Annotated in this window: 23 protein-coding genes; 12 read left to right on the top strand and 11 right to left on the bottom strand. The window is 66.5% G+C overall.

Annotation, left to right across the window (positions count from 1 at the left end):
- Positions 1-2 precede the first annotated feature (2 nt).
- Positions 3-734: a response regulator transcription factor gene (locus tag C3Y15_RS20850; RefSeq protein ID WP_011885929.1), complete on the bottom strand. Its 732-nt coding sequence runs from the start codon at positions 732-734 to the stop codon at positions 3-5.
- A 188-nt stretch (positions 735-922) separates the two neighbouring features.
- On the opposite strand from C3Y15_RS20850, the gene recA reads away from it, so the two are divergent.
- The 9 genes from recA to C3Y15_RS20805 all read left to right on the top strand — a co-directional run bounded on the left by recA (position 923) and on the right by C3Y15_RS20805 (position 10,041).
- Positions 923-1,993 carry a recombinase RecA gene (gene recA / locus C3Y15_RS20845; RefSeq protein WP_011885928.1) on the top strand — a complete coding sequence of 357 codons (1,071 nt, stop codon included), beginning with the start codon at positions 923-925 and terminating at the stop codon, positions 1,991-1,993.
- A complete protein-coding gene (gene recX, locus C3Y15_RS20840; RefSeq protein ID WP_045578815.1) occupies positions 1,993-2,850 on the top strand; it encodes a recombination regulator RecX in 858 nt (285 codons plus the stop codon). Before recA ends, recX begins: the two co-directional genes overlap by 1 nt.
- A 146-nt stretch (positions 2,851-2,996) precedes the next feature.
- Positions 2,997-3,605, top strand: a complete 609-nt coding sequence (locus C3Y15_RS20835) for a DUF2889 domain-containing protein (RefSeq protein WP_011885926.1) — start codon at positions 2,997-2,999, stop codon at positions 3,603-3,605.
- A gap of 68 nt (positions 3,606-3,673) precedes the next feature.
- Positions 3,674-4,840 carry an ADP-forming succinate--CoA ligase subunit beta gene (gene sucC, locus C3Y15_RS20830; RefSeq protein ID WP_011885925.1) on the top strand — a complete coding sequence of 389 codons (1,167 nt, stop codon included), beginning with the start codon at positions 3,674-3,676 and terminating at the stop codon, positions 4,838-4,840.
- Between the two features lie 68 nt (positions 4,841-4,908).
- On the top strand, positions 4,909-5,790 hold the full coding sequence (sucD, locus tag C3Y15_RS20825; protein WP_010090788.1) for a succinate--CoA ligase subunit alpha: 882 nt from the start codon (positions 4,909-4,911) through the stop codon (positions 5,788-5,790).
- 159 nt (positions 5,791-5,949) lie between these two features.
- The gene (locus C3Y15_RS20820; protein ID WP_059458264.1) at positions 5,950-6,654 is read left to right on the top strand and encodes a TerC family protein; all 705 of its coding nucleotides are present in this window, start codon (positions 5,950-5,952) and stop codon (positions 6,652-6,654) included.
- Between the two features lie 98 nt (positions 6,655-6,752).
- A complete protein-coding gene (locus C3Y15_RS20815) occupies positions 6,753-7,349 on the top strand; it encodes a pilin (protein ID WP_011885922.1) in 597 nt (198 codons plus the stop codon).
- Between the two features lie 153 nt (positions 7,350-7,502).
- The gene (locus tag C3Y15_RS20810; RefSeq protein ID WP_060081130.1) at positions 7,503-9,281 is read left to right on the top strand and encodes a Wzy polymerase domain-containing protein; all 1,779 of its coding nucleotides are present in this window, start codon (positions 7,503-7,505) and stop codon (positions 9,279-9,281) included.
- Positions 9,282-9,690: 409 nt separating this feature from the next.
- Positions 9,691-10,041: a TonB family protein gene (locus tag C3Y15_RS20805; protein ID WP_041493884.1), complete on the top strand. Its 351-nt coding sequence runs from the start codon at positions 9,691-9,693 to the stop codon at positions 10,039-10,041.
- Positions 10,042-10,211: 170 nt separating this feature from the next.
- Here the strand turns inward: C3Y15_RS20805 and C3Y15_RS20800 are convergent, their stop codons facing one another.
- From C3Y15_RS20800 to moaC, 4 genes are all read right to left on the bottom strand, one after another.
- Entirely contained in the window at positions 10,212-11,378 is a 1,167-nt protein-coding gene (locus C3Y15_RS20800) for a hypothetical protein (protein WP_060091530.1), read from the bottom strand.
- A 79-nt stretch (positions 11,379-11,457) separates the two neighbouring features.
- Positions 11,458-12,405, bottom strand: a complete 948-nt coding sequence (locus C3Y15_RS20795; protein WP_034192670.1) for a hypothetical protein — start codon at positions 12,403-12,405, stop codon at positions 11,458-11,460.
- Positions 12,398-15,085 carry a type VI secretion system Vgr family protein gene (locus C3Y15_RS20790; protein WP_045578817.1) on the bottom strand — a complete coding sequence of 896 codons (2,688 nt, stop codon included), beginning with the start codon at positions 15,083-15,085 and terminating at the stop codon, positions 12,398-12,400. The genes C3Y15_RS20795 and C3Y15_RS20790 overlap by 8 nt, the downstream gene beginning before the upstream one ends.
- Before the next feature lie 117 nt (positions 15,086-15,202).
- On the bottom strand, positions 15,203-15,691 hold the full coding sequence (gene moaC, locus C3Y15_RS20785) for a cyclic pyranopterin monophosphate synthase MoaC (protein ID WP_034192668.1): 489 nt from the start codon (positions 15,689-15,691) through the stop codon (positions 15,203-15,205).
- 333 nt (positions 15,692-16,024) lie between these two features.
- Between moaC and C3Y15_RS20780 the strand changes: the two genes are divergently transcribed.
- Positions 16,025-17,719, top strand: coding sequence for a M48 family metalloprotease (locus C3Y15_RS20780; protein WP_014723571.1), 1,695 nt, complete (start codon positions 16,025-16,027; stop codon positions 17,717-17,719).
- 30 nt (positions 17,720-17,749) lie between these two features.
- Here the strand turns inward: C3Y15_RS20780 and C3Y15_RS20775 are convergent, their stop codons facing one another.
- From C3Y15_RS20775 to C3Y15_RS20750, 6 genes are all read right to left on the bottom strand, one after another.
- Positions 17,750-18,379, bottom strand: a complete 630-nt coding sequence (locus C3Y15_RS20775) for a DUF2946 family protein (RefSeq protein ID WP_011885916.1) — start codon at positions 18,377-18,379, stop codon at positions 17,750-17,752.
- On the bottom strand, positions 18,372-19,409 hold the full coding sequence (locus tag C3Y15_RS20770) for a hydrolase (RefSeq protein WP_069246312.1): 1,038 nt from the start codon (positions 19,407-19,409) through the stop codon (positions 18,372-18,374). Before C3Y15_RS20770 ends, C3Y15_RS20775 begins: the two co-directional genes overlap by 8 nt.
- Positions 19,410-19,443: 34 nt before the next feature.
- Positions 19,444-19,890 carry a nuclear transport factor 2 family protein gene (locus tag C3Y15_RS20765; protein ID WP_006749968.1) on the bottom strand — a complete coding sequence of 149 codons (447 nt, stop codon included), beginning with the start codon at positions 19,888-19,890 and terminating at the stop codon, positions 19,444-19,446.
- Positions 19,891-20,005: 115 nt separating this feature from the next.
- Positions 20,006-21,043, bottom strand: coding sequence for a lipopolysaccharide heptosyltransferase II (gene waaF / locus C3Y15_RS20760; RefSeq protein WP_011885914.1), 1,038 nt, complete (start codon positions 21,041-21,043; stop codon positions 20,006-20,008).
- 139 nt (positions 21,044-21,182) lie between these two features.
- Entirely contained in the window at positions 21,183-21,377 is a 195-nt protein-coding gene (locus C3Y15_RS20755) for a zinc-finger domain-containing protein (RefSeq protein WP_006749970.1), read from the bottom strand.
- Between the two features lie 50 nt (positions 21,378-21,427).
- Entirely contained in the window at positions 21,428-22,351 is a 924-nt protein-coding gene (locus C3Y15_RS20750; RefSeq protein ID WP_034192665.1) for a branched-chain amino acid transaminase, read from the bottom strand.
- Positions 22,352-22,558: 207 nt separating this feature from the next.
- On the opposite strand from C3Y15_RS20750, the gene C3Y15_RS20745 reads away from it, so the two are divergent.
- Positions 22,559-23,314: an AzlC family ABC transporter permease gene (locus C3Y15_RS20745; RefSeq protein ID WP_011885912.1), complete on the top strand. Its 756-nt coding sequence runs from the start codon at positions 22,559-22,561 to the stop codon at positions 23,312-23,314.
- Entirely contained in the window at positions 23,311-23,634 is a 324-nt protein-coding gene (locus tag C3Y15_RS20740; protein ID WP_011885911.1) for an AzlD domain-containing protein, read from the top strand. The genes C3Y15_RS20745 and C3Y15_RS20740 overlap by 4 nt, the downstream gene beginning before the upstream one ends.
- Positions 23,635-23,714: the final 80 nt, after the last annotated feature.

Raw genomic sequence — 23,714 nt, 5'->3', positions numbered from 1 at the left:
GCTCAGCGCAGCGGCGTGCCGGCCGCCGCGGGCGGCGCAGCGGCAGCCGGGTCGGCCGGCGCCGCGGGCGCGGCTTTCTCGAGGCAGTAGCCGAGGCCGCGCACGGTGGAGATGCGCACGCCGCTCGGCTCGATCTTCTTGCGCAGCCGGTGTACGTACACTTCGATCGCGTTGTTGCTGACTTCCTCGCCCCATTCGCACAGATGGTCGACGAGCTGCTCTTTCGACACGAGCCGGCCGATGCGCTGCAGCAGCACTTCGAGCAGCCCGAGCTCGCGCGCGGACAGGTCGAGCACGCGCTCGTTCGCATACGCGATGCGGCCGACCTGGTCGAACGCGAGCGAGCCGTGGCGCACGACGGTCGGGCCGCCGCCCGCGCCGCGCCGGGTCAGCGCGCGCACGCGCGCCTCGAGCTCGTTGAGCGCGAACGGCTTGGCCATGTAGTCGTCGGCGCCGAGGTCGAGCCCCTTCACGCGCTCGTCGACGCTGTCGGCGGCCGTCAGGATCAGCACGGGGAGGTTGGAATTGCGCGCGCGCAGGCGCTTGAGCACGTCGAGCCCGGACATTTTCGGCAACCCGAGATCGAGGATCAGGAGGTCGAAGCTTTGCATCGACAGGGCGGTATCGGCGTCGACGCCGGTCTTCACGTGGTCGACCGCATAGCCCGATTGGCGGAGTGACCGGGTGAGGCCGTCCGCGAGTATGCTGTCGTCTTCGGCGATGAGAATTCGCATGTTGCTGACCGATGGCCGGCGGGCGGGCGCGCCGGCGCGGCTGTCTCCGAACTGATCCGTGTACAACGCAGCCTGCATTGCGGGCTTGCATAAAACACTGTTTTTTTATACAGTGTCTGCATTCGTGGGCAGCGCTTGAAGCGGGCGCGCCTCTGACAGACGCTGCTCATCATAGCAAAGGACGATTCATGGAAGATAGCAAGAAGGGCTCCGGGATGACCGCCGAGAAGAGCAAGGCGCTGGCGGCCGCACTCGCGCAGATCGAGAAGCAGTTCGGCAAAGGGTCGATCATGCGGATGGGCGACGGCGACGTGAAGGAAGACATCCAGGTCGTCTCCACGGGCTCGCTGGGCCTCGATATCGCGCTCGGCGTCGGCGGCCTGCCGCGCGGCCGGGTGGTCGAAATCTACGGTCCGGAATCGTCCGGCAAGACCACGCTCACGCTGCAGGTGATCGCCGAGCTGCAGAAGCTGGGCGGCACGGCAGCCTTCATCGACGCCGAGCACGCGCTCGACGTCCAGTACGCGGCGAAGCTCGGCGTGAACGTGCCGGAGCTGCTGATCTCGCAGCCGGACACCGGCGAACAGGCGCTCGAAATCACCGACGCGCTCGTGCGCTCGGGCTCGATCGACATGATCGTCATCGACTCGGTCGCGGCACTGGTGCCGAAGGCCGAAATCGAAGGCGAGATGGGCGATTCGCTGCCGGGCCTGCAGGCGCGTCTGATGTCGCAGGCGCTGCGCAAGCTGACGGGCACGATCAAGCGCACGAACTGCCTCGTGATCTTCATCAACCAGATCCGGATGAAGATCGGCGTGATGTTCGGCAACCCGGAAACCACGACGGGCGGCAATGCACTGAAGTTCTATTCGTCGGTGCGTCTGGACATCCGCCGGATCGGCTCGATCAAGAAGAACGACGAGGTGATCGGCAACGAAACCCGCGTGAAGGTCGTCAAGAACAAGGTATCGCCGCCGTTCCGCGAAGCGATCTTCGACATCCTCTACGGCGAAGGCATTTCGCGTCAGGGCGAGATCATCGATCTCGGCGTGCAGGCGAAAATCGTCGACAAGGCCGGCGCCTGGTACAGTTACAACGGCGAGAAGATCGGTCAGGGCAAGGACAACGCGCGTGAATTCCTGCGCGAGAATCCCGAAATCGCACGCGAGATCGAGAACCGCATTCGCGAGTCGCTCGGTGTCGTCGCGATGCCCGATGGCGTGGTCGACGAAGCCGAGGCGATGGACGAAGAAGAGTGATGGCAGGGCGCCGAGGGCAGGCCGGCGAACCGGAAGCGAGCGACACGTCCGACGTGACGGGGCGCTCCGGCCGGCGAGCCGCATCCTCGGGCACCGACCGGCGCAGCGCGGGCAGTCGTGCCGCGCATCGCACCGAAACGAGGGCATCCGACGATGCCCTCGTTTCGTTTGAGATTGCGCCGCCGGTCGATCCGTTCGACGACGACGAATCGTTCGATGCGCACGACCGGTCGCGTCGGCGCGTGTCGGGTATCGGCATCCTCGGCGCGCGCGCGGCCGATGCCGCGGCGCCGGTCACGGAAGATGTCTACACGCGCAGCAGTCAGCATCCGCGCCGCACGCGTCGCGCGTCCGGCGGTGCTGCCGGCGAGCCTTCCGCCACTGCCGAGCGCAAATCGTCGAAGCCGCCGCGCTCGCTGAAGGGCCGCGCGCTCGGCTATCTGTCGCGGCGCGAGTACAGCCGCGCGGAGCTGGCCCGCAAGCTCGCACCGTACGTCGGCGAGGACGAATCCGTCGAGCCGGTGCTCGATGCGCTGGAGCAGGAAGGCTGGCTGTCCGACGCGCGCTTTGCCGAGAGCCTCGTGCATCGTCGCGCATCGCGTGTCGGCGTCGCGCGCATCGTGAGCGAACTGAAGCGCCATGCAGTCGGCGACACGCTCGTCGAAGAAGTGAATGCTCAATTGCGCGAGACCGAATTGACCCGCGCGCAGGCCGTCTGGCGCAAGAAATTCGGTGCGCTGCCGCAAACTCCGGCGGAGCGCGCGAAGCAGGCGCGCTTTCTCGCGGCGCGGGGCTTCTCGAGCGCGACCATCGTGAAGTTGCTGAAGGCCGGCGACGATCTCCCGATCGACGACTGACGGGCTCCGTCGCGCGCGCTGCGCGCGATTTTGCTGCAACGCAACCGCTTCCGGACAGGCGGGAATACCCGCCGTCGCGCGCCCATGCCTCAGATACCCAATATGCTAAAATCCACGGGTTTTCCTCTTCGGCCTCAACCTCCAGCATGCCGCTATCCGAGCCCGTGCCCCGTCAGTTGCGACATCGACGCGCAATCCGAGCGGAAGCCTACGAGCGCGGCGACGGCTTGTGGGACATCGAAGCCTGCCTGACCGATCACAAGCCGCGCGATGTTGCGCTTGCGTCGGGCATTCGGCCCCAGGGCTTGCCGATTCACGAACTCTGGCTGCGCGTGACCATCGATCGTGACCTCAATGTCGTCGACGCCGAAGCGTCCTCGGAATGGGTTCCCTATCCCGGTCACTGCCAATCTGCTCCTCCCGCCTATCGGGCTCTCATCGGGCTCAACCTCTTCCGCAATTTCCGCCGTAACGCGAACCGGCTGCTCGCCGGCGTCGCAGGCTGCTCCCATCTCACCGAACTGTGCGCCGTGCTGCCGACGGCGGCGATCCAGGCGTTCGCCGGTGACGTGTGGAACGTGCGCGAGGAAGGCGGCGAAGGGCCGGGCCACGGCGTGGAGCACGTCGAGCCGCCGTTCCAGCTCGGCCGCTGCCAGGCGCTGCGGTTCGACGGCGAAGTCGTGCGGCAGTACTACCCGCGCTGGTATGGTCCGATCCGGCCCGATATGCGCGTTGAAGGCAGCACGAAGGAATGAACGGAAATCATTCGAAGAAGCGTCTTAAGCGACATTTCATCCATCTCTCAGACTGAAGGGAATCACGCATGAAGATTCACGAGTACCAGGGTAAGGAAATCCTGCGGAAATTCGGAGTCGCGGTACCGCGCGGCAAGCCGGCGTTCTCGGTTGACGAGGCCGTCAAGGTGGCAGAAGAGCTGGGCGGCCCGGTGTGGGTCGTGAAGGCTCAGATTCACGCGGGTGGTCGCGGCAAGGGCGGCGGCGTGAAAGTCGCGAAGACGATCGAGCAGGTTCGCGAATACGCGAACCAGATCCTCGGCATGCAGCTCGTTACGCACCAAACGGGTCCGGAAGGCCAGAAGGTCAACCGTCTGCTGATCGAAGAAGGCGCCGACATCAAGCAGGAGCTGTACGTCAGCCTCGTCGTCGATCGCGTGTCGCAAAAGATCGTTCTGATGGGTTCGAGCGAAGGCGGCATGGACATCGAGGAAGTTGCGGAAAAGCATCCGGAACTGATCCACAAGGTCATCGTCGAGCCGTCGACGGGCCTGCTCGACGCGCAGGCGGACGACCTCGCCGCGAAGATCGGCGTGCCGGCTGCATCGATCCCGCAAGCGCGCACGATCCTGCAAGGCCTGTACAAGGCATTCTGGGAAACCGACGCGTCGCTCGCCGAAATCAACCCGCTGAACGTTTCCGGCGACGGCAAGGTCACCGCACTCGACGCGAAGTTCAACTTCGACTCGAACGCGCTGTTCCGCCACCCGGAAATCGTCGCGTACCGCGATCTCGACGAAGAAGATCCGGCTGAAATCGAAGCATCGAAGTTCGATCTCGCGTACATCTCGCTCGACGGCAACATCGGCTGCCTCGTGAACGGCGCAGGCCTCGCGATGGCGACGATGGACACGATCAAGCTGTTCGGCGGCGAGCCGGCGAACTTCCTGGACGTCGGCGGCGGCGCGACGACCGAGAAGGTCACCGAAGCGTTCAAGCTGATGCTGAAGAACCCGGGCCTGAAGGCGATCCTCGTGAACATCTTCGGCGGCATCATGCGCTGCGACGTGATCGCGGAAGGCGTGATCGCCGGTTCGAAGGCCGTGAACCTGAACGTGCCGCTCGTCGTGCGCATGAAGGGCACGAACGAGGACCTCGGCAAGAAGATGCTGGCCGATTCGGGCCTGCCGATCATCTCGGCAGACAGCATGGAAGAGGCTGCGCAGAAGGTCGTCGCGGCTGCGGCAGGCAAGTAAGCGCGCTCAATGAACACGCATGGCGGCGCGGTGTGCACGCGACGCCAATCGAACAGAGGTCAAAATACATGTCGATTCTGATCAACAAGGACACGAAGGTCATCACGCAGGGCATTACCGGCAAGACCGGTCAGTTCCATACGCGCGCCTGCCGTGAATATGCAAACGGCCGCGAAGCGTTCGTCGCGGGCGTGAACCCGAAGAAGGCCGGCGAAGATTTCGAAGGCATTCCGATCTACGCAAGCGTCAAGGAAGCGAAGGCTGAAACCGGCGCGACCGTGTCGGTCATCTACGTTCCGCCGGCAGGCGCAGCTGCAGCGATCTGGGAAGCGGTCGAAGCCGACCTCGATCTCGCGATCTGCATCACCGAAGGCATTCCGGTGCGCGACATGATCGAAGTGAAGGACCGCATGCGTCGCGAAGGCCGCAAGACGCTGCTGCTCGGGCCGAACTGCCCGGGCACGATCACGCCGGACGAGCTCAAGATCGGCATCATGCCGGGCCACATCCACCGCAAGGGCCGCATCGGTGTCGTGTCGCGTTCGGGCACGCTGACGTATGAAGCCGTTGCGCAACTGACGGCACTCGGCCTCGGCCAGTCGTCGGCGGTCGGTATCGGCGGCGACCCGATCAACGGTCTGAAGCACATCGACGTGATGAAGATGTTCAACGACGATCCGGATACGGATGCGGTCGTGATGATCGGCGAAATCGGCGGTCCGGACGAAGCCAACGCCGCTCAGTGGATCAAGGACAACATGAAGAAGCCGGTGGTCGGCTTCATCGCGGGCGTCACGGCGCCTCCGGGCAAGCGCATGGGCCACGCCGGCGCGCTGATCTCGGGCGGTGCGGATACGGCCGAAGCGAAGCTGGAAATCATGGAAGCGTGCGGCATCACCGTCACGCGCAACCCGTCGGAAATGGGCCGTCTGCTGAAGAAGGCGCTGTAAGTTCCGCGGGGTTCGTCCTGCAAGAAACGCCGGCCCAGCCGGCGTTTTTTGTTATGCTCGCGAAATTAATTTGTAAGCCGGGGCGCATGCGCACAGCGTGTGCCGACGACCAACCGGGCCGCCCGTCGGGCGGCCGTCATCCTGCACCTGCCGCCACTCATGCCTGAATTCCTGACGTCGCTGCACTGGGGCGCCGTGTTGCAGATCGTCGTCATCGACATCCTGCTCGGCGGCGACAACGCGGTCGTGATCGCGCTCGCGTGCCGCAACCTGCCGGCCAATCAGCGGCTGCGCGGCGTCGTGTGGGGCACGGCCGGCGCGATCATGCTGCGCGTCGCGCTGATCGCATTTGCAGTCACACTGCTCGACGTGCCGTTCCTGAAATTCGGCGGCGGCCTGCTGTTGCTGTGGATCGGCATCAAGCTGATGGCGCCGGCCGCCGACGCGCACGACAACGTCAAGCCGGCCGATCGGCTGTGGGACGCGGTGAAGACGATCGTGCTCGCCGACGCCGTGATGAGCCTCGACAACGTGATCGCGATCGCCGGCGCGGCCGAGCAGGCCGATCCGCAGCACCGGCTGGCGCTGGTGATCTTCGGGCTGATCGTGAGCGTGCCGATCATCGTGTGGGGCAGCACGCTGGTGCTGCGGCTGCTCGATCGCTTCCCGATCATCGTCGCGTTCGGCGCCGGCCTGCTCGGCTGGATCGCGGGCGGCCTGATGATCCACGATCCGGTCGGCGATGGCTGGCCGGTGCTCGATACGCCGGCCGCGATCTACGGCGCGAGCATTGCCGGCGCGCTGTTCGTCGTCGCCGCCGGCTTCCTGCTGCGGCGCCGCCGCGGCGTCCCGCAAGCGCATTGACGGTTGGCCGTCAGGCCGAGTGTCGGCCGCGCGGCCCGCTGGCTACGATCGAAACGCCTGCCCGATTCGGCAGGCGTTTTTCGTTTCTGGAGCCAGTCATGTTCGAAGCCTTTTCCGTTTCCCTGTTTCGTCGCTTTGCCGCCGATATGCGGCGCGCGCGCCGGCCGGTGCCGCGCTGGCATCCGGCCGGCTTCACGCTGATCGAGCTGATGATCGTGCTCGCGATCGTCGGCGTGATCGCCGCCTACGCGATACCCGCTTACCAGGATTACCTCGCGCGTTCGCGGGTGGGCGAGGGGCTCGCCCTTGCGTCGTCCGCGCGCCTTGCGGTGGCCGACAACGCCGCGAGCGGCGCGGCCCTCGACGGCGGCTACAGCGCGCCGGCCGCGACCCGCAACGTCGAATCCGTTCGGATCGACGGCGACACCGGCCAGATCACGGTTGCGTTCACGGCCCGCGTCGCCGCGGCGGGCGCGAATACGCTGGTGCTGGTGCCGTCGGCGCCGGACAAGGCCGACGCGCCGACCGCACGCGTGCCGCTCAAAAAGGGGACGATGCAGGCCGGCGCGATCGCGTGGGAGTGTTTTGCCGGCGGCAAGGACGCTTCGTCGCTGCCGGCGCCCGGCGCAGGCCCGATGCCGGCCGAGGCGGCGACCTTGCCTGCGAAATATGCACCGGCGGAATGCCGCGCGTAACGGCAGGCATGCGCGGGATGGTGCGGGCGGCACGCATCGCGGGGTGCCGGCCGGCCCGGGCCGGCCGCACACGGCGGCTGCCGGGGCGACGGCTCCCGCACAGAGTGGGGAAAGTTTTGTATAGTGCGCCGGTTGCTGACATCCGGTTCGCTCATGCCTTCTACTTTTTCCCGCTCGTTGTCGCTCGTTGCGCTGGCTGTCGCGCTGATCGTGCCGTACTCGATCACGAACCATACGTATCCGATTCCGACGTTCTATTCCGAGTTCGCCGCGCTGGTGCTGTATTTGCTGGTCGGGGTTTCCGTCGTGCTGCTCGCGCGCACCGGCCGCCCGGCCGAACCGTTCGCGGCGCCGGCCGCATTCGTCGCGCCGCTCGGGTTTGGCGCGGTGCTGCTCGCGCAGGTCGCGCTGTTGCCGCTGAAGGTGCCGTCGATGAACTGGCTGGCGCTCGGCTATCTGGCCGCGGCGCTGGTCGCGATGCAGGCCGGCTACACGCTCGCGCGCGGGGGGCTCGCCGAAGCCACCGCCCGGATGATGGCGGGCGCGTTGCTCGTGGGCGGAGTGTTCGCGGTTGCGACCCAGATCGTCCAGTTGTTCCATTTCGAGTCCGCGCTGTCGCCGTTCGTCGTGGTGTACAGCATCGCGGTCGACCGCCGGCCGTACGGCAACATGGCGCAGGCGAACCACCTCGCGACCTATATCGCGTTCGCGCTCGCCGGCGCGCTTTATCTGGTGCAGACCCGCCGCCTCGCGGTGTGGGCATGGCTCGCGCTGTCGATCGTGCTGTCGGCCGGGCTTGCGCTGACCGTGTCGCGCGGGCCGTGGCTGCAGGTTGCGGTGATGGTCGTCGCCGGTTTCTGGATGGCATGGGTCGAGTCGCGCCGTGCGCCGGGCAATCGCCGTGCGTGGCTGATCCCGGTCGTGCTGGCGCTGGCGTTCGTCGCGGTGAACGTCGCGGTGCGCTGGGCCAACGTGCATTTCCATCTGGGGCTCGCCGAATCGGCGGCCGAGCGCATGCGCGACGCGGGCCAGATTGCGCCGCGCCTTGCGCTGTGGAAGTACGGGCTCGCGATGTTCCGCGAGCATCCGCTGCTCGGCGTCGGCTGGGGCGAATTCCCGTCGCACCAGTTCGCGCTTGCGCGCGCGCTCGGCGGCGTCGAGATCGCGAACAACTCGCACGACATCTTCATCGACCTGCTCGCGAAGTCGGGCCTCGTCGGCCTCGGCGTGCTGGCCCTCGCGCTCGTCGCGTGGTTCGTGCGCGCGGTGCGCGCGCCGCAGTCGAGCACGCGCGTGTTCGGTTTCGCGCTGATCGGCGTGCTGCTGATGCATGCGCTCGTCGAGTATCCGCAGCAGTACATGTTCTTCCTGCTGCCGGCGATGTTCGTGATCGGGCTGCTCGACGTGAAGCCGCTGCGCTGGCTGCCCGGCCGCGCGGCGTTCGCGCTGTTCGCGGTGCTGTCGGTCGGCGGCGTGCTGGCGGCGGTGCCGGTGCTGCGCGACTACCAGCGCGCCGAAGTGCTGTATTACGGCACCGAGCCGGCCGTGCAGTATCGCGATGCGCCGTCGTTGCTGTTCGGCGCGTGGGGCGACTACGGGGCGGCGACGCTGTTGACGATTTCGCCGGACAACCTGCCGCTGAAGCTTGCCGCGCACGAGCGGGCGATCGCGCTGCTGCCCGGCGAGACGGTGCTGCGCCGTTATGCGGCGCTGCAGGCGCTGGCCGGTCGCGAAGCCGACGCGCTCGATACGGTCGAGCGGCTGCATGTGTTCGCGAAGGAATTGAAGGACTGGCCGCAGCAACTGGCGTTGCTGTACAAGCTGTGCGACGAGCAGCCGGGGCTGAAGACGTTCAAGGCAGCCGTCGTCGCGAAGTACGGTGAAGTGCCGGCCGACGCGGAAGACGACGACTCCGAAGACGATTCGGAATAACGCGCGCCGCGCCGGGCGGGAAGTCCCGGCGCGCGCCGGATCGTGGTGAAGCGGCGGTGCGGTGGCGGCTCGTGACGGCGCGCACATTGCTTCCCGTCGCGAACGGGTAGCGACGGAATCGCGCGATTCGCGTCAACCATTGTCAAATCGTCGCCACGGGAAAGACGGCACGTGCACAATGCGCGGAAGCGTTCGCGTGCGCGCGGCGATGTCGGCCGCACGAGCGAGCGCAGGTCCGCAGATCCGGGAGCCTGCCTGGAACGATCGCGGCCGATGCCACGCGCGGCCATGCGGCCGTAGCGGGGCGCCGGTCCGATGGCCGCGGCGCGGGGCGATGCTGGCGGTGCGGCGGACGATGTCCGCCGGCGCGACGCTCGCCTGGAACAGTACTGAAGAACGATATTCGACCATGGCCCTTCGCTCGACCCTTCTGATCCTGCCGGCCGTCGCCGTGCTGTTTTCCGGCTGCGCGATGCTGTCGTCGTCGCAGGAAAGCAAGCTGACCTGCCACATTCCGCGCGCCGTCTATCCGGACAATGCGAAGCCGCTTACGCGCCGAGTCACCGTGCTCGTACGCGCGCTGATGACGACGTCCGGCGAAGCGCAGAACGTGACCGTGACGACGAGCAGCCGCAACGCGGCGGCGGACCGCGCGGCCGTCGACGCGATGACGCATGCGAGCTGCGCGCAGACCGGCGCGACCGCGAATCCGTTCCTGCTCACGCAACCATTCGTGTTCGAGCCGCGGCGCGGGGAGTAGTGGGGGCTGGTGCGGGTGATCGTGGTGTGGCGCACCGGCCGGTTGTGGTCGTTGACTGCCTGCCGGCGCGCCGCGGCCACGTCGCGCTTCGCCGCTTCGTCGAGTGGCCTACGCTCGGTGTCGCGGCAGCAGGTTCGCTCTATCGGCGCGCGAGCGCGCCGATGCAGCGATCAGAAGGTGCGCTTTTTCAGCGTATATCCGTGCAACCAGTACAGCGTGTTGGTCTGCGCGTCGAAGTAGCCGCCTTGTGCAACCTTGTCGGCGGTTTGATCCCACGACTTGCCGCCGTCGGTGCTGGTGAACGTGAGGTCGATCGGCGCACCGCCGCGACTGCCCGAGTTCGGGTCGGTGGCATAGACGAGCAGGAGGCCGTCACGGCCGACGCTCAGGCTGTCGAGCCTGAGCGTCTCGTCGAACGTGCGCAGTTGGTGCACCGACTCCGGATGGTCGTTCGTCCACATGGAAATGGCGCCCACCCGGCGGCCGTTGTCGCGACTCTCGCCGTTCTGCGGCTTGTCCAGACGTGACAGCGCGTACAGCGAATAGTGTGTCGCCGGTCCCGGCGTGGTATCGAGCGCAGTGATGACCTGGCCCGGCAGTTCGGTTTCGGTCACGAAGGCGTGCTGCTCCCAGTCGAGCCGGCCGATCACGCTGTGTGCCGGCGTCTCTGCAGTCGGAGCGATGGAGTAGGCGACACGCAGCACACCGTCAGGGCCGAGGCTCACCGCATTGAAATTCTTGCGCGTCTTGCCGGCGACGCGCGCATCGACCGGCACGTCGATCGCCTGCCACGTGTTGCCGCCGTCCGCGGTGCGCCATACTCGCGGGCCCCAGCCGATCGCGTAGCCGCGCTGCGGATCGATGAACAGCAGGCGGCCGATGTTCTGGTTTTCGGGCCATTGCAGTTGCGACCACGTTTGGCCGCCGTTGAGCGATTTCCACAGCTTCGTCGTCTGAGGCGCATCGCCGCCATGTGCCTCCGGTGCCTTGTAGTTCATCCATGAGGTGCTGATGAACTGAACCGACCAGTCTGGCGAATACCACCATGCGGCATTCTGGCCGACTTGCTGGAACTGGCGTTTCATCCCGCCGTCGATGGTCCCGCGAAGGAAGCTGATCGTCATGCGGTTCAGCAGCTCGCCTGTGTCGTTCATCCAGGCTTCGGTCGGCTCGGGCCGCTGCGGTTCGTTCGATTCAGCGGTGGGCTTGAATGTCACCTCGGGATTGGCGAGCTTGACGCTCATCACGTCGTTGCCCTTGATGCGGAAGCTGCCGCCGCCATACGGTGTGTCGTTCCGCATGAAGTTGGTCGAGATCGTTTCCCAGCTCGTTGCCATATTTACGTACCCGTATGTTGCAATGGCCAGGGCAACGAGGCTCCCGGCGATCCATTTCCATCGTTTGAGTTTTAGCATGTCACTTGTTTAGCAAACGTTCCAGCGCCCGGCTGACTTCGTCGGACGTGTCCGAACTCCATTCGCGTGCTTTCCTGGCCACGTCTGAGCCCCACTCTCGCGCCTGGTCGGCCGCTTCCGAACTCCAATCGTGCGCCTTTTGTTTGGCGACCGGGATACCCGCGTCCCACGCTTGCTTGAGCGTCCGGCCATCGCCCCATTCCTGAAGATTCGGCCGCATGCCGATCTTGGTTAGATCCGCGACCGGTAGACCGGCCAGCCCACCGTCCAGATAAGCCAACGGGTGGGTGACAAAGGCGAAAGTCTTGAACGTGTCCCCGTTGTTTTCGAGTTCGAGTTCGTATCGTTCCACTTGCATTGAAAGCTCACCGTTGCCCGGCTTCGCACTCTTGAATGCGATCTGGTCTCCCTGCATGTTTTGCTGCAGCCCGATTTCGATGTAGCGCTGAAGCCACCACCGGGCGTTTTCCAGCCATTTCTTTCCTTGAGCCGTTAGAGTGGGATAAAGATTCTTGCCGTAGTCCGAACAATAGTAATAGCCGTAACTCACGTAGTAATCGGGCGGTTTGTGCCCGCAACCGATATGGCGCATCATGAAATTGCCGTGGCGCGACCAGTCGGAATCTGTACTTTTCAGTTCGATCAGCTTTTCCCGTCGATGTAGCAGGCGGCGCGCGACTTCCTTGTCTTTCCATGGATCCCACGAGGTCGCGAATTTCTTCACGGTTTCCCATGCACTCGATTTGCTGACCTTTTCGACCGTCTCCCAGTACTCGCCGTGCAGCGGCTGGTAGTAGAAGGGACACGTGCCGACAATGGAATCTGCGGCCGGTGGTGCGTACTTGTCGCAGATATTGATCGCCACCTTTGGACGATCCTTGTAGCCCGTCGGCGTCAGCATCCCGGAGCCGGTGCCGAGTACGTTCTTGTCCGGTTGCCCGTCAGCCATTCGATTTCCCCAAAAACTTGACGACGACGTCGTGCGGCACGTGGCTCTGCGTGAGCCCCGTCTCACCGGCCGCGTTGGTGACGCCTTCTGAGATCAACTTCCCGTTCGAAAACATCTGATACCGAGTGTTCGCAACCGGGATGTCGGTGCCGGCCCAGTGCGCGATGAAGGCCTGATCGTAGTTGCCCGTCGAGTTGGGCAGTGTCGGCATCGTTTGCGCCAGATGCGTGGGCCCGCTGAATGCGTGTTGCGCACCCTTGACGTCGATCTTGCCGGGCGCATGGACTTCAATGTTGCCGTCCGCGATCCGGATGTAAGCGCCGCCGGACGTCAAGAGGATCTCCTTCGCCGCAGCGCCTTCGAGTGCCCCGGTGGCCGCGATCAGCTTCAGCGTTTTCTGGGCGGTCAGCTCGATGTTGTCAGCCTGTGCTTGCACTTCAACCCTGCCCTTGCCGGCGAACAGCTTGATCCCGGCGTTCTGGGCGAACAGGCTGATGCGGTCGATCACGCTGGCGACCAGCGATTTCCCCGCGGCGACATGCGTGCTTTGCCCGCTGACGACGTTGATGTGCCGGTCCGCAGCAACATGCACAGATTGTTGTGTCGACATCCCGATGCCTGCCGGACTGCCGAACAGCATCACAGGTTCCTTGAACGCATTGGCGATGCCCGTGCCGCCGCCGGCGGTTCTGCCGCCCGACGTGCTGCCGGTCACGCTGCGTTGAGTTGCATCGGTGAACTGCTTCAGTGCCGAATGCCCGGACTCGAGCGGCTCCGCTCGATGCTGCGTGCTGACATCCGACATGGCTTCCATCAGGCCTTCCGCCCGAACGAGCTGTTGCTGCGTTTCCTGAACGTCGAGCGGTTGGCTTGCCGGCTGCTTCTCGTGCGTCGTGACGTACAGGCCGCGGTTCGCGCGCACTGCGCCATATGCGTCCGACCGCAGGTCGAAGCCGCTGCCGAGATAGCTGCCGCGATTATTGCCTGCGTGCTCGATCAAATAGCCGAGATGCAGATGCGCATTGGTCTGGCTGCTATACAGGTGTACGCGATTCTGCGACGTCGCATCGTCGAGGACCAACTGGTTGTACCCGACGCCCGCATATTCCTTGGAGCGATATCCGGACAGGATGCCGTTGCTGTGCCATTGCGGACTTGTTGCGCCGTTATAGACCTTGCCTACGATGATCGGTCGATCGCAGTCGCCGCCGACGAAGTCGACCAGCACCTCCTCGCCGCTGCGGTGTGGATGAACGGCGCCGTAGCCATTTCCGGAATCCGACGTCGTGGCACGTAGCCAGCACGACGCCTTCTCGTCACCGTCGTTCAGGCGATCCCAATGAAAGCGGACTTTGACACGGTTTAGTGCATCCGTGTGAACCTCTTCGCCCTGCGGTGCGACGACGATCGCCGATTGCAAATGCATCGTCGGCTTCGCATGCTCGAACGGGCTGCGAAACGGTACGGTCGTGCGCTGTGCTTCCACGCGAATCTGAAAGAAGCCCTCGCTACCATCGGAATGACGGACGCGCGACAGGGCGGAATCTGTCGCGTGCACGATGCTGTCGATCTCCGCCTTCAGGCTATGAGGAAAAACCGCCTGCTCGTCCGCCACGGGGAGGTTGTTGACAATGACCCACGCCGTCTCGATTACGGCGAATTCGCGCTGGCCGGGATCGTCCTTGTCGTGTTCGGGGTGATCGGCGAATTGGAACGTGCGCCCCGCGTCCATGCGCCGCACGCCGCCGACGCCGTGAAAACGCTTCGCGCGCGACTCCTGATCCTCCATCCAGAGCTTCGACAGATGGTCGCCGCGGGATTGCTCGGCATACGTATGCGCGCCCGTGTATTCATAGACCTCCAGCTGCTGCGGGAGGTCGCCCTGGTTCGCGATCGTCGGCGTGTGAGTGGCCTTCGGATTCGCGGCGGTGGGCGGCTGCTTGTAGTCGAACGTGCGCGTGGCGCGCTCGACGCTCCGCAGCGTACGAGTGCCAGAGAAATGGACGAGTGTGTCGGCTTCGTCGCTTGTACCCGCGCGATGAAAATGCACTACTCGTGGCGACAGCGCGGGCAGCGCGTCGAGGCGGTCGACGATGACGAACCGGTGCGACTTGCCGTCTCGGTCCTGTTCCCAGAAACCGTACAGGCCTTCGGATTCCATCAGCCGGTGCACGAAATTCCAATCGTCCTCGTCCTGCATGCAGAACGAGCGAATTGGTACCGGCTGGTAGAGCCTGAAGGCGAAGCGTCCCTTTGCCTGCGGATGCTGGTTCAGTACGTCGGCAATGATGTCTTCCGCGGACTGATCCTGCCAGATGCGCTGGTCGCGGCGGAACTTAAGGAAATGCAGGAACGATGCAAAAGCAATCTGGTAGTACGTGACACCGCTGTCCGACCCGAGCCGGCGAGCGGAATGCACGTAGCCGTGGTGAGGCGCGTACGATTGATCGCTCTGCTGTATCCACAGCGTCACCGGCTGCGCGATCAGCTTCTTGAGCTCGATGTTGTCGGATACGGAAACCGCATCGACGATAAACTCGAATTGGCGCCCGAGTCGCGACCACCCCTTGACGCGGTGCGGCAACAGTATGTCGGGGCCAAGCGGCGTATCTAGTTTGACAAGGCGCTCATGCTGGACCGGCCTGCCCAGCATCGCGCTTCTCAACATGTTCGAATTCATTACCAGGACTCACTCTTTTTGTTCTGCTGGTCACACGCTCTCTCGTGTGGAATCCACCAATTGTATGAGATAAAGGCGCTGGAATCTCCCCTCGCGGACCGACAGCCTTTCTCGCCCTCAACCCCCCGCATCCTCCGCCGTCCAATCCCCCGACTTCCCGCCGCGCTTCTCCCTGACGCTCACATCGGTGATCACCATCCCGCGATCCACGGCCTTGCACATGTCATACACGGTCAGCAGCCCGACCTGCACGGCCGTCAGCGCTTCCATCTCGACGCCGGTGCGCCCGAACGTCTCGACCTGCGCGACGCAATGCACGCCGGGCAGCGCGTCGTCGAGTTCGAAGTCGACCGCCACGCGCGTCAGCGCGAGCGGATGACACAGCGGAATCAGATCGGCCGTGCGTTTCGCGCCCTGAATCGCGGCGATCCGCGCGACGCCGAGCACGTCGCCTTTCTTTGCCTTGCCGTCGCGGATCAGCGCGAACGTCGCGGGCAACATCCGGATCGTGCCGCGTGCAACCGCGACGCGCTGCGTTTCCTGCTTGCCGCCGACGTCGACCATATGCGCATGGCCGGCGGCGTCGAAGTGGGTAAGTCCTGACATGTCTGGCTCCAGTGGAACGCACGCGCGTGCGAGCGCGTACATCGATCCTGCTTCACGGCCGGCCGGGGCGTTCGATCCGCTATCCGCTTCCCGCTCTCCGCGCCGATCCAACGTTTCAACGGGCGCCTATCATAGCAGCGGCCTCTGCGGCCTCTGCGGCCTCTGCGGCCTTCGCGGCCTTCGCGCCCTTCGCGCCCTCAACGGCGCCGCGCGCACCGGCGGCCGATGCGCCGCAACGAACCGTCGCGATCGCCCCGGTACAATGACCCGATTATTCGGACCACACGCCGCGATGCGCGCCGGGCGCGCGGAAGGCGCCGCTTTCACTCTGCCATGCGTGTCAAACAGTTGCTTGCCGTGTTGCTGTCGGCGGCGCTCGTGCTGCCGCCGAACGGCTATGCGCAGCGCGCGTCGGCGCCGCCGCTCGAGTCGGCGGCCGGCGCGTCGCCGTCGATCTCCACCGTCCCGTCCGGCATCGCGACCGGCGTGTTCGGCACCTACGGCGGCGCGGAAAGCCGGTTCTCCGGCGCCGACGGCGCCTCCGCGCCCGTCGCGAACCTGCGCGCGCCGTTGCGCGCACTGGAACTGCCCGATCTCGGCGACGGCTCCGGCGGCTCGCTCACGCCGCAGGCCGAGCGCCGTCTCGGCGAGCGCGTGATGCGCGAGGTGCGGCGCGACCCCGACTATCTCGACGACTGGCTCGTGCGCGACTACCTGAATGCGATGGCGGCGCGGCTCGCGGCCGCGGCGGCCGCGCGCTTCATCGGCGGCTACATGCCCGACTTCGACCTGTTCGCGGTGCGCGACCCGCAGATCAACGCGTTCTCGATGCCGGGCGGCTTCATCGGCGTTAACAGCGGCCTGGTCGTCGCGACGCAGACGGAATCCGAACTCGCGTCGGTGGTCGGCCACGAGATGGGCCACGTGCTGCAGCGGCACATCGCCCGCATGATCGGCGCGAACGAAAAGACCGGCTACACCGCGCTCGCGACGATGCTGCTCGGCGTGCTGGCCGGCGTGCTCGCGCGCAGCGGCGATCTCGGCAGCGCGATCGCGATGGGCGGCCAGGCATACGCGGTCGACAACCAGCTGCGTTTCTCGCGCTCGGCCGAGCGCGAGGCCGATCGCGTCGGCTTCCAGCTGCTGGCGGGCGCCGGCTATGACCCGTACGGGATGCCGGGCTTCTTCGAGCGGCTCGATCGCGCGTCGATGGGCGACGCGGGCGTGCCGGCCTACGCGCGCACGCATCCGCTGACGGGCGAACGGATCGCCGACATGGAAGATCGCGCCCGCCGCGCGCCGTACCGGCAACCGCGTCAGTCGGCCGAATACGGCTTCGTGCGCGCGCGGCTGCGGGTCCTGCAGAACCGCGCGCCGACCGACATCGCCGCCGAGGCGCACCGGATGCAGCTCGAGATCGACGATCGCACCGCGCCGAACGTCGCGGCGAACCACTACGGCATCGCGCTCGCGAACACGCTGCTCGGCCAGTACGACGCCGCGGACCGCGCGCTCGCGGCGGCGCGCGGCGCATTCGAAGCCGGCGAACGGCGCGCCGACGATCCGACGACGAGTTCGCCGAGCCTCGACGTGCTGGCCGCGGATCTCGCGCGCCGCGCGGGTCGTAACGACGACGCGGTGCGGCTGGCGGCGCTCGCGCAACGCCGCTGGCCCGCGTCGCATGCGGCGATCGTCGCGCACCTGCAGGCGCTGATCGCGGCGCGCCGCTTCGCCGAAGCGCAGACGCTGGCCCGCACGCAGGCGGACGCGGACCCCGAGCAGCCGGACTGGTGGGACTACCTCGCGAAGGCGAGCGACGGCAAGGGCGACGTGCTCACGCGGCGCCGCGCGCTCGCGGAGAAGCTGGCGCTCGACGGCGCGTGGCCGTCGGCGATTCGGCAGTTGAAGGAGGCGCGCGACGCGAAGGACGTGTCGTTCTACGATCAGTCGATCATCGGCGCGCGGCTGCTGGAATTCGAGGCGCGCTACAAGGAAGAGCGCGAAGACGAGAAGAACGGCCGCGGCTGACGGCCTTCACACATATGTGGCGACCGTGCTTCAGCCTTCGCCGCCGCCCGGATCCGCTGCAGCGGCGGCTGGGGTGTCGCGTGCGCGCTGCGCGGGGCTCGCGACGAAGCCGAAGGTCGCGGGCACGTCGGCGCGAGCGATGCTGCCGAGCGGCAGCGTGCGGCCGTCGCGCCAGCGCAGCACGGGCGGCGTCGCGTCGAAATCGGCGTGATCGGCAAAGAGGCCGAGATCGTGATCGTGCAGCACCGCGACGCGCGGCGGCGCGTTCGCAGCGCCCGCCGCACCCGCCGCACGAAACAGCACGCCGCCCGCATCGTCGAGCCACGCGGCCTCGGGCTCGAACGGCGCGCCGGTGTGATCGACGAGCTCGAGCTGCCCGTCGCGTTCGACGAGGCGCACGACCCACGGCGTATAGGCAAGCTCGACATAGACGCGCTGCGGGCCGTTCTGGAAGAACCACTGCCCATGCGCGTCGCATGCGTAGTTGCGGGCGATGAATGCGTTCAGCGCGTCATGCCGCACGGGCGAGCCGAGCTCGCCGGCGGCCTGCGCGGCGTCGTCGCGCAGCCGCCATGCGCCGCGCCGGTCGAGCAGCAGCCAGCCGGTGCAGTGCGGAACGTTCGGCCATTTGGCGATGGCCTGTCGGACGATGTCATCCATGGTCGACGAATTTCGAGCAATAGCCGAACACGCGCGCCGACAGCCAGTCGAGTCGGCCGGGGAACGGCCCGGTCATGAATCCCGCGTGACCGCCGTGCGCCGGCTGATCGAGCTCGACGGCCGGCGACACGTCGGCGGCGCTCGGCAGCGCGGATTCGGGCAGGAACGGATCGTTGCGTGCATTGAGGATCAACGTCGGCACGTCGATCGCGCGCAGCAGCGGGCGCGTGGTGGCTTGGGTCCAGTAGTCGTCGGCGTTCGCGAAGCCGTGCAGCGGCGCGGTGACGACTTCGTCGAAGTCGCGCATCGTGACGGCGCGCAGCATCGCGTCGCGGTCGAACAGCCCCGGATATTGATCGAGCTTCGCGAGCGCCTTGCGCTTGAGCGTCTTGAGGAAGCTGCGCGTATAGACCATCGCGAAGCCCTGCGACAGCGCGCGGCCGCCCGCATGCACGTCGATCGGCGTCGAGATCGCCGCGGCCGCGTGCACGATCGACGTGTCGCTGCGATGCTCGCCGAGCCAGCGCAGCAGCACGTTGCCGCCGAGCGACACGCCGGCCGCGACGATCGGCCCGCGATGCTGCGCGGCGAGCCGGCGCAGGATCCAGTCGACTTCGGCGCTGTCGGCGAGATGATAAAAACGCGGCCGGCGATTCAGCTCGCCGCTGCAGCTGCGAAAGTGCGGGACGACCGCGTGCCAGCCGTTCGCCTGCGCGGCGGCCATCATCGCGAGCGCATAGTGCGAGCCGGAGCTGCCCTCGAGGCCGTGGAACAGCACGAACAGCGGCGCATCGGGTGCCGGCGCCGCGCTGTCGAGGTGCGCGACCCAGTCGAGATCGATGAAGTCGTGGTCGGGGGTTTCCCAGCGCTCGCGTCGGTACGCGACGGCCGGACGCCGCGCGAACAGCGCGGGCACGATGGTCTGGACATGGCTGTTCGGCAGCCAGCGCGGTGCGCGATAGCGCAGTAGGTCGTCGGCGGGGGCCGAGGCCCCGGTCAGCGGCGAGGTAGGCGGGGAGGCCGTACTCATGATCGCCCTGCTAGTGCGTTGCTACGTTGCTTCGTCAGTGCAGCGGACCCTGCCCGTGACGGATCTTCGCGGCGAATTGTCCGGCCGCCTGTTCGGGAATCGGGCTCGCGTGGATATGCGCGATGCGCCACTCGCCACGCTCGTGAATCATCACGTACGTCGCGAACACCATGTCGGGTTCGGCCGTCAGGTCGGCCTGCTGATGGGCCTCGGCGATCGTATAGACGACGGTGCCGAGACTGTCGTACACGCGGATGTCGAGCGGCTCGATCGTCACCGGGCGGGTGGCGAGCCGGTTCGCGAGGCCGCTGCGGATCTGGTCGAGGCCGTGCAGATGCTCGCCGTCGGCCCACACGCAGCTGGCGAAGTCCTCGTCGATCCACAACCCCAGCAGCGCGTCGAGATTGGCGTCGGCGACGGCCTGGTAGTAAGCGTTCAGCGTATCGGCGGCGGCTTCGAAAAGGCGGGCAAAACGTGGCATCGGGGTTGTCTCTCGCGCGCGTCGCGCGCCGTATTCAGCACGGCGGCCCGGATGAGGCCGCCGTACACCGGTGAATCGGATTGCCCGGCGCGTCGTGCGACGCCGCCGGCCAGGGTCAGCGCTGCCCGACGAGCATGCCGCGCAAGTCGCCGAATACCTGCTCCGGGCCGAGCTCGCGCAGGCAGTTCAGATGGCCGAGCGGGCATTCGCGTTCGAAGCAGGGACTGCATTCGAGATGCAGCCATTGTACCTTCGCCAGCTCCGACAGCGGAGGGGTGTGGCGCGGATCCGTCGACCCGTACAGCGCGACGAGCGGCCGGCGCAGCGCCGCGGCCACGTGCATCAGCCCGGAATCGTTGGTGACGACGGCGTTCGCGCGCGCGATCAGCGCGCATGCCTCGGACAGCGACGTCTGCCCGCACAGGTTGCGCACGTTCGGCGCGTGGTCGGCGATCGCCTGCGCGGCCGCGGCGTCCTTCTGCGAGCCGAGCGCGACGATCTGCGTATACGGGAACGACTGGTGGACGATCGTCGCCAGCGTCGCGAAATGCTCGGGCGGCCAACGCTTGGCCGGGCCGTATTCGGCGCCCGGGCAGAACACGACGAGCGGCTTGCGCGTATCGAGATTGAAACGCGCCGACACGCGCGCCGTCTCGTTCAGATCGGCGTCGAGGCGCGGCGCGGGCAGCGTCTTCATCGACTCGGGCAGCTTCGCGCCCGGCGCATAGGCGAGCGCCGCGTAGTGGGTCGTCATCGGCGGCCGCTCGGCCGACTTGTCGGGGTTCGCGTGCCGCACGTTCAGCAAGCCGTAGCGGTGCTCGCCCGTGTAGCCGATCCGCAGCGGGATGTTCGCGAGCCACGGGATCACGGCCGACTTCAACGAATTCGGCAGCACGTACGCCGCGTCGTAGCCGACGTCGCGCAGGTCGCTCGCGAGTTGCCAGCGGCGCAGCAGCTGCAGCTTGCCATGGGCGAGATCGGTCGCGTGGACATCGTGGATCTCCGGCATCCGCTCGAGCACCGGCGCGACCCAGCTGGGTGCGACGGCATCGATCGCGATGCGGGGATGGAGCTTCTTCAGCAGCGCAAAAAGCGGCTGCGCCATCAATGCGTCACCGATCCAGTTCGGTGCGATAACCAGCGCTCGACGCATCAGGTCGACTTCCGATGTCGTAATGAAGCACGGCGCGCATGCACCGCGTTCGGGTTGTCAGAAAGGGAAAAGGGCGGCGCGCCGGAAACTCCGGCGGCGCCGCCTCGCGTGCGACGGGCCCGCAGGCCCGCGGCCGGGCTCAGTGGCCCTTGACCACCTCGCCGTCGCGCAGCTTGTAGCGCGTGCCGCAGTACGGGCAGCGTGCCTCGCCGTGCGAGACGTCGATGAACACGCGCGGGTGCGCGCTCCAGCGCGCCATGGCCGGGTTCGGGCAATACGCGGGGAGGTCCTTGGCCGTCAGTTCGACCAGCGGCATTTCCTTGATTTCGCTCATGAGACTTTCTCTAATCACTCTTTTTGTGGGCGGTCGGCGGCGCGGCGCGCTCAGACCTTGGACAGCCAGTGCGCGTACTTCGCGTTCTTGCCCGACACGATATCGAAAAACGCCGACTGGAGCTTTTCCGTGACCGGGCCGCGTGCGCCGCTGCCGATCGTGCGGTTGTCGAGCTCGCGGATCGGCGTGACTTCGGCGGCCGTGCCCGTGAAGAACGCTTCGTCGGCCGTGTAGACCTCGTCGCGCGTGATGCGCTTCTCGATCACCTCGATGCCGGCGTCCTTCGCGAGCGTGATGATCGTGTCGCGCGTGATGCCGTCGAGGCACGACGACAGGTCGGGCGTGTAGAGCTTGCCGTGGTTGACCAGGAAGAAGTTTTCGCCGGAGCCTTCCGACACGTAGCCGTCGACGTCGAGCAGCAGCGCTTCGTCGTAGCCGTCGGCCGTGGCTTCCTGGTTCGCGAGAATCGAGTTCACGTACCAGCCCGAGGCCTTTGCCCGCACCATCGACACGTTGACGTGGTGGCGCGTGAACGACGACGTCTTCACGCGGATCCCCTTCGCGAGGCCATCCTCGCCGAGGTAGGCGCCCCACGGCCAGGCCGCGATCGCGACGTGGATCGTGTTGCCCTTCGCGGACACGCCGAGCTTTTCCGAGCCGACCCAGATGATCGGGCGCAGGTAGCACGATTCGAGCTTGTTTTCGCGCACGACTTCGAGCTGCGCGGCTTCGAGCGTTTCCCGGTCGAACGGCACGTCCATCTGGAAGATCTTCGCCGAATTCAGCAGCCGCTTCGTGTGCTCGCGCAGGCGGAAGATCGCGGTGCTGCCGTCGGCCGTCTTGTATGCGCGCACGCCCTCGAAGACGCCCATGCCGTAGTGCAGCGTATGGGTCAGGACGTGGATCTTGGCGTCGCGCCAGTCGATCAGCTTGCCGTCCATCCAGATCTTGCCGTCGCGGTCGGCCATTGACATAGGATTCTCCTGGAAGCAGTGGGGTGCTGCGGTGGTTGTGCAGCGTTGAACCGGAAAGACGCTTATTTTAGCGTCATTTGGCGCCGATCCGGTCGGTCGCCATGGGGCCGGGGCTATAATCGTCCGGTACCGATTCCAACGACGACGGGCCGTGCCGGCAGGAGACGCCGGAGCCCGGACGAACCGCCCGCTGCGGCCCGCCTCCCCATGCTCGCTCGCTTGTCCGCCACCGACCGCTTCGCGCTGATCCAGGGCGCGCGCGACTATTCCCCGACCTTGATGGCGATCCTCTCCTGGGGGCTCGTCACCGGCATCGCGATGAGCAAGTCGGTGATGACGCTCGGGCAGGCGAGCGCGATGTCGATCCTGGTGTACGCGGGTTCGTCGCAACTCGCGGTGCTGCCGCTGCTCGTCGCGAAGCTGCCGCTCTGGACGATCCTGCTCACCGCCACGATGGTCAACATGCGCTTCGTGATCTTCAGCGCCGGCCTCGCTCCCCATTTCTCCTACCTGCCGCTGTGGCGGCGCGTCGCGATCGGCTATTTCAACGGCGACGTGATCTACCTGCTGTTCCAGAAGCAGGGCTTCGCCTACGGCCACGTGCCGGGCAAGGAGGCGTACTTCTGGGGGATGGCGCTCGCGAGCTGGGCGTCGTGGCAGGCGTCGTCGCTCGCCGGCATCCTGCTCGCGAGCTTCTTTCCGGCGAGCTGGGGGCTCGAGCTGGCCGGCACGCTCGCGCTGATTCCGATCATGGTGTCGGCGGTCGCGAACCGCTCGACGCTCGTGGCGGTCGCGGTGGCCGGCATCGTGTCGCTCGTGCTGTTCGACCTGCCGTACCGGCTCGCGCTGCCGATCGCGGTGCTCGCGGCGCTGGCCGCCGGCTGCACCGCCGATTTCTTCGTCGAGCGCGCCGACTGGCGGCGCATCCGTACCGAAATCGTGCACGAGAAGGAGAGCGAGTGAGTGCGACCGAAATCTGGCTCGTGATCGTCGGGATGACCATCGTCACGGCCGTCACGCGCGCGTTGTTCCTGATCGGCGGCGAGCGCACCGTGCTGCCCGAGCGCGCGCAGCGCGCGCTGCGCTATGCGCCGGCCGCCGCCTTGGTTGCCGTGGTGCTGCCCGACGTGCTGGAGACGCCGGCCGGCCTGTCGTTCGCGCTGACCAATCATCCGTTTTACGCGGCGCTCGCCGGCCTCGGCTGGTTCCTGTGGCGCCGCAGCATGCTCGGCACGATCGTCAGCGGCATGCTCGTGTTCACCGTGCTGCGGATCCTGTTCTGATGAATCGCGGCGGCGGCCGGCCGGCGCCCGGTGCGCCGGCGCCAGCGGATTGCTGCATTGCAGCAGCATGCCGCCGGCCG

The sequence above is a fragment of the Burkholderia sp. B10 genome (genome assembly GCF_004368385.1).
GTDB classification, from domain to species: Bacteria; Pseudomonadota; Gammaproteobacteria; order Burkholderiales; family Burkholderiaceae; genus Burkholderia; species Burkholderia vietnamiensis.
This window is presented reverse-complemented; position numbering and strand designations above follow the sequence as displayed.

What these genes read in the sequence shown, in the direction of transcription:
- sucD (WP_010090788.1), top strand. Translation starts at nt 4,909, where the DNA reads ATGTCGATTCTGATCAACAAGGACACGAAGGTCATCACGCAGGGCATT.
- waaF (WP_011885914.1), bottom strand. Translation starts at nt 21,043, where the DNA reads ATGCGTCGAGCGCTGGTTATCGCACCGAACTGGATCGGTGACGCATTG.
- C3Y15_RS20810 (WP_060081130.1), top strand. Translation starts at nt 7,503, where the DNA reads ATGCCTTCTACTTTTTCCCGCTCGTTGTCGCTCGTTGCGCTGGCTGTC.
- C3Y15_RS20835 (WP_011885926.1), top strand. Translation starts at nt 2,997, where the DNA reads ATGCCGCTATCCGAGCCCGTGCCCCGTCAGTTGCGACATCGACGCGCA.
- C3Y15_RS20775 (WP_011885916.1), bottom strand. Translation starts at nt 18,379, where the DNA reads ATGGATGACATCGTCCGACAGGCCATCGCCAAATGGCCGAACGTTCCG.
- C3Y15_RS20800 (WP_060091530.1), bottom strand. Translation starts at nt 11,378, where the DNA reads ATGGCAACGAGCTGGGAAACGATCTCGACCAACTTCATGCGGAACGAC.
- C3Y15_RS20765 (WP_006749968.1), bottom strand. Translation starts at nt 19,890, where the DNA reads ATGCCACGTTTTGCCCGCCTTTTCGAAGCCGCCGCCGATACGCTGAAC.
- C3Y15_RS20770 (WP_069246312.1), bottom strand. Translation starts at nt 19,409, where the DNA reads ATGAGTACGGCCTCCCCGCCTACCTCGCCGCTGACCGGGGCCTCGGCC.
- C3Y15_RS20780 (WP_014723571.1), top strand. Translation starts at nt 16,025, where the DNA reads ATGCGTGTCAAACAGTTGCTTGCCGTGTTGCTGTCGGCGGCGCTCGTG.
- moaC (WP_034192668.1), bottom strand. Translation starts at nt 15,691, where the DNA reads ATGTCAGGACTTACCCACTTCGACGCCGCCGGCCATGCGCATATGGTC.
- C3Y15_RS20815 (WP_011885922.1), top strand. Translation starts at nt 6,753, where the DNA reads ATGTTCGAAGCCTTTTCCGTTTCCCTGTTTCGTCGCTTTGCCGCCGAT.
- C3Y15_RS20795 (WP_034192670.1), bottom strand. Translation starts at nt 12,405, where the DNA reads ATGGCTGACGGGCAACCGGACAAGAACGTACTCGGCACCGGCTCCGGG.
- C3Y15_RS20850 (WP_011885929.1), bottom strand. Translation starts at nt 734, where the DNA reads ATGCGAATTCTCATCGCCGAAGACGACAGCATACTCGCGGACGGCCTC.
- C3Y15_RS20820 (WP_059458264.1), top strand. Translation starts at nt 5,950, where the DNA reads ATGCCTGAATTCCTGACGTCGCTGCACTGGGGCGCCGTGTTGCAGATC.
- C3Y15_RS20790 (WP_045578817.1), bottom strand. Translation starts at nt 15,085, where the DNA reads ATGAATTCGAACATGTTGAGAAGCGCGATGCTGGGCAGGCCGGTCCAG.
- sucC (WP_011885925.1), top strand. Translation starts at nt 3,674, where the DNA reads ATGAAGATTCACGAGTACCAGGGTAAGGAAATCCTGCGGAAATTCGGA.
- C3Y15_RS20805 (WP_041493884.1), top strand. Translation starts at nt 9,691, where the DNA reads ATGGCCCTTCGCTCGACCCTTCTGATCCTGCCGGCCGTCGCCGTGCTG.
- recA (WP_011885928.1), top strand. Translation starts at nt 923, where the DNA reads ATGGAAGATAGCAAGAAGGGCTCCGGGATGACCGCCGAGAAGAGCAAG.
- C3Y15_RS20745 (WP_011885912.1), top strand. Translation starts at nt 22,559, where the DNA reads ATGCTCGCTCGCTTGTCCGCCACCGACCGCTTCGCGCTGATCCAGGGC.
- recX (WP_045578815.1), top strand. Translation starts at nt 1,993, where the DNA reads ATGGCAGGGCGCCGAGGGCAGGCCGGCGAACCGGAAGCGAGCGACACG.
- C3Y15_RS20755 (WP_006749970.1), bottom strand. Translation starts at nt 21,377, where the DNA reads ATGAGCGAAATCAAGGAAATGCCGCTGGTCGAACTGACGGCCAAGGAC.
- C3Y15_RS20750 (WP_034192665.1), bottom strand. Translation starts at nt 22,351, where the DNA reads ATGTCAATGGCCGACCGCGACGGCAAGATCTGGATGGACGGCAAGCTG.